A 3,334-nucleotide genomic window follows, 5' to 3' on the forward strand; every position below is an offset into this window, starting at 1 on the left:
CGACGAGTCGGCCTGACTCCGGGGCCTACTGGCTTCAGAGCTTCTGGGCGGACACGGTGCTCACGCAGGCCACCTTGCCGTTGACCCAGCCGGTCACCTCGGTGATCCAGAACGTCCGACCGGCGTGCCTGGTCTCGGCCCGGAAGAGCACCTCCGACCCTGCGGGAATGCCGCGGGTGTGCGCGATGTGGACCGAGCTCGTCGGCAGGTCGACGCCTGCGGCCATGCGGCTCAGGACGGCCGTCACCTCGGACGCGCAGAGCGACACACCGCCGTGCAGCATGTGCCGTGGGTTCTCGAGGTCCGGCGTGATGCTGAGCAGGGTCGTACGCCCGTCGACGGTCTGGAGGCCGATCAGTTCCGCCACGTCCGTTGCGCCCGTGCGTACGTGGTAGCTCGACGGCTCGAGGTCGAAGGGGGTCTCCGGGATCGCACGACCCCGCTGGCGGCACTGCGCGATGCGGACACCGCTGTCGTCAGCCACCCATCCTTCGGTGAACCCCGACACCGTGGTCGCGTGGACGACACGGGCACTCGCCGAGAGTGTGCCGCTGTCGGGAAGCGGGCCGAGCAGGTCCAGCCAGATCTCGGTGCTGACCGACCAAGCGCCGTCGATCAGGCCGTGGATGACCGCATATCCGGTGACGTCGTCGACGAGCACCCCGAGGGCCCCGACCGCGGGACGGCCGTCGGGGCCGAGGTAGGGACGGCCTGTCGGCATCGTGCCGTGCACGCCGTCGGGCCCGAGTGAGACGGCGCCGACGCCGAAGGCAGCCTCGGGGCCGACCGGCAGGACGACGAGCGGTGCCGTGGGTGCGCCGCTCATGCGACCGAGACCCCGCCGTTGACGCTGATCGTCTGGCCGGTGACCCGGGCCGCCGCGGGGCCGCCGAGGAAGACCGCCATCGCGGCGAGATCCTCCGGTTCGGCGACGCCCAGGTGCGCCTGGGTGGCGGCCTTCTCGAACAGTCGCTTGCTGAAGCCGTCGCTGAGGACGTTCGCCGCGGTCGTGGTGCCTGCGATGAGGGAGGGTGTCAGCACGTTCACCCGGACACCGTTGCGCTTGGCCTCGAGGGCGGCCACCTTCGTGAACATCACGATCGCCGCCATCGCCCCGCCGAGAGCAGCCTCGCCGGGCGTCGGTACCTTCGCTGCGTCCGAGGCGATGTTGATGATGCTGCCGCCACCCTGCTCCTGGAGGTACGGCAACACGATGCGAGTCAGCAGCATGGGCGGCAGCGCCTGGCCGACGAGGATGGCCTCGAGGTCAGCCGGGTCGGTGCGGTGCAGGAGGTCGGGACGGTAGGCCGCGGTGGTCGAGCTCACCAGCACGTCGAGGCCCCCGAGCAGCTCGTGGGCGCGGCTCACGGTGTCCTCGACCTGTGCCAGCACACCGGCATCGCACGCGAGGAACTCGACCTGGGCATCCGGGCAGTGCTCGGCGACCTGTTGGCGAGCTGCCGCTCCTCGCCCGGAATCCCGCCCGAGGAGCGCGATTCGTCGTACGCCGGCATCGGCGAAGGCGCGGGCGGTGGCCAGGCCGACGCCCGACGTGCCACCCGCGATGAGCACCGCTGAATCGGCGTAGCTTCGGACGAGGGGAGTGGGCATGGCGACCTCCTGTTGATTTCTACAGAAATGGTAACTGAGTTCCCTTGCATGTCTAGTGTTCTGAACCTAACGTAGGCGTGACACAGGTCACTCGACTCGGGCGGGCGACGATCCAGGTGCTGCATTCAGGAGAGACCGATGTTGGAGACTTCCCACTGGCCCGCGGAGCCGGGCGAGGTACGCGCCGTCACGGTGTGCGACCTGCTGCGGCACGCCGCCGAGACGGTGCCCGAGCGCCTTGCGCTCGTGGACTGCGTGGTCGATCCGGCGGAGCGCCGGACCTGGACGTATGCGCAGTTCGTCGGGGACGTGGAGCGCGTCGCGCGCGCCCTGACCCAGCGCTATGAGCCCGGTGAGCGGATCGCGGTCTGGGCGCAGAACAGTGCCGACTGGATCATCCTCCAGCAGGGCGTTGCGATGGCCGGGATGGTCCTCGTCGCCCTCAACCCGGCCTACCGCACCCGGGAGATGGCCTTCGTCCTGAAGCAGTCCGGCGCGCGCGCCGTGTTCTGTGTCGACGACTTCCGTGGCTTCGACATGCGCGCGATGGTCGAGAGCATCCGCGGGGACCTTCCCGAGCTGCACGACGTCCACTCGTTCAGCGACTGGTCGGCATTCCTCGAGAGCGCAGATCCCGCAACCGTGCTGCCGGAGATCGATCCGGAGGACATCATCCAGATCCAGTACACCTCAGGCACCACGGGCTTCCCGAAGGGCGCGATGCTGCACCACATGGGCCTGGTCAACGAGGCCACTTTCGTCGCCGACCGGGCCGCGTTCGACGACGGCGACGTCTACGTCAACGCCATGCCGATGTACCACATCGGCGGCGGCGCGGTGACGTCCTTCGGGGCCTGGGCCCGCCGCGGGACCTTCGTGCTGCTCCCCGGATTCGACCCCGCGCAGCTGCTCGAGGCCTTCGAGTCGTACGGCGGCACGCACACGCTCGTCGTCCCGACGATGTTGATCGCGCTGCTCGACCACCCCGATTCCGCGACCCGCGATCTCACCTCCGTGAAGACCATCCTCAGCGGCGCTGCCTCCGTGCCGGCGGCCCTCGTTCGCCGTACGACGACTCAGCTCGACTGCGGCTTCACGATCCTGTTCGGCCAGACCGAGACGCACGGCGTGATCAGCCAGACCCGCGTCACCGACGCTCCACAGGACCAGGCCGACACCGTCGGTCAGCCGCTTCCCCAGCTCGAGGTGAAGATCGCCGATGCCGAGACGGGGGTGCCGGTCCCCATCGGGGCCGAGGGCGAGATCTGTGTGCGCGGCTACCAGAACATGCGCGGCTACTACGAGATGCCCGCGGAGTCCGCGGACACGATCGATGCCGACGGCTGGCTGCACATGGGCGACGTCGGCTCGATGGACGGACGGGGCTTCCTGAAGGTGACCGGCCGGGTGCGCGACATGATCCTCCGCGGCGGGTTGAACCTCTACCCGGCCGAGATCGAGGCCGTGCTGATCGAGCACCCTGCGATCGAGACCGCTGCCGTGATCGGTGTCCCGGATGCACGGTGGGGCGAGCAGGTGGGCGCCGTGCTGCGCCTGCGCGCCGGCCACGAGCGGCCGACCGTGGCGGAGCTGACGGCGTTCGTCCGCGAGCAGATCGCGCCGCACAAGACGCCGACGTACTGGTCGTTCGTCGACGAGCTGCCGATGACGCCGACCGGCAAGATCCAGAAGTTCCTGCTGCGCGACCAGGCCGCGGCCGGCG

At 69.6% G+C, this 3,334-nt stretch carries 3 protein-coding genes; 1 reads left to right on the top strand and 2 read right to left on the bottom strand.

Going from position 1 to position 3,334, the window contains the following annotated elements; genetic code table 11:
- Positions 1-34: 34 nt before the first annotated feature.
- Both ACOADB_RS28685 and ACOADB_RS28690 read right to left on the bottom strand, forming a co-directional pair.
- Positions 35-826: a PaaI family thioesterase gene (locus ACOADB_RS28685; protein ID WP_378607277.1), complete on the bottom strand. Its 792-nt coding sequence runs from the start codon at positions 824-826 to the stop codon at positions 35-37.
- Positions 823-1,611 carry an SDR family NAD(P)-dependent oxidoreductase gene (locus ACOADB_RS28690; protein ID WP_378607280.1) on the bottom strand — a complete coding sequence of 263 codons (789 nt, stop codon included), beginning with the start codon at positions 1,609-1,611 and terminating at the stop codon, positions 823-825. Before ACOADB_RS28690 ends, ACOADB_RS28685 begins: the two co-directional genes overlap by 4 nt.
- A 138-nt stretch (positions 1,612-1,749) precedes the next feature.
- Here ACOADB_RS28690 and ACOADB_RS28695 point away from each other — a divergent pair.
- The coding region (locus ACOADB_RS28695) for an AMP-binding protein (protein WP_378607283.1) at positions 1,750-3,334 on the top strand (1,585 nt) is incomplete at its 3' end.

Origin of the sequence: Nocardioides sp. CPCC 206348 (assembly GCF_048654705.1) — a bacterium.
Classification (GTDB): Bacteria; Actinomycetota; Actinomycetes; order Propionibacteriales; family Nocardioidaceae; genus Nocardioides.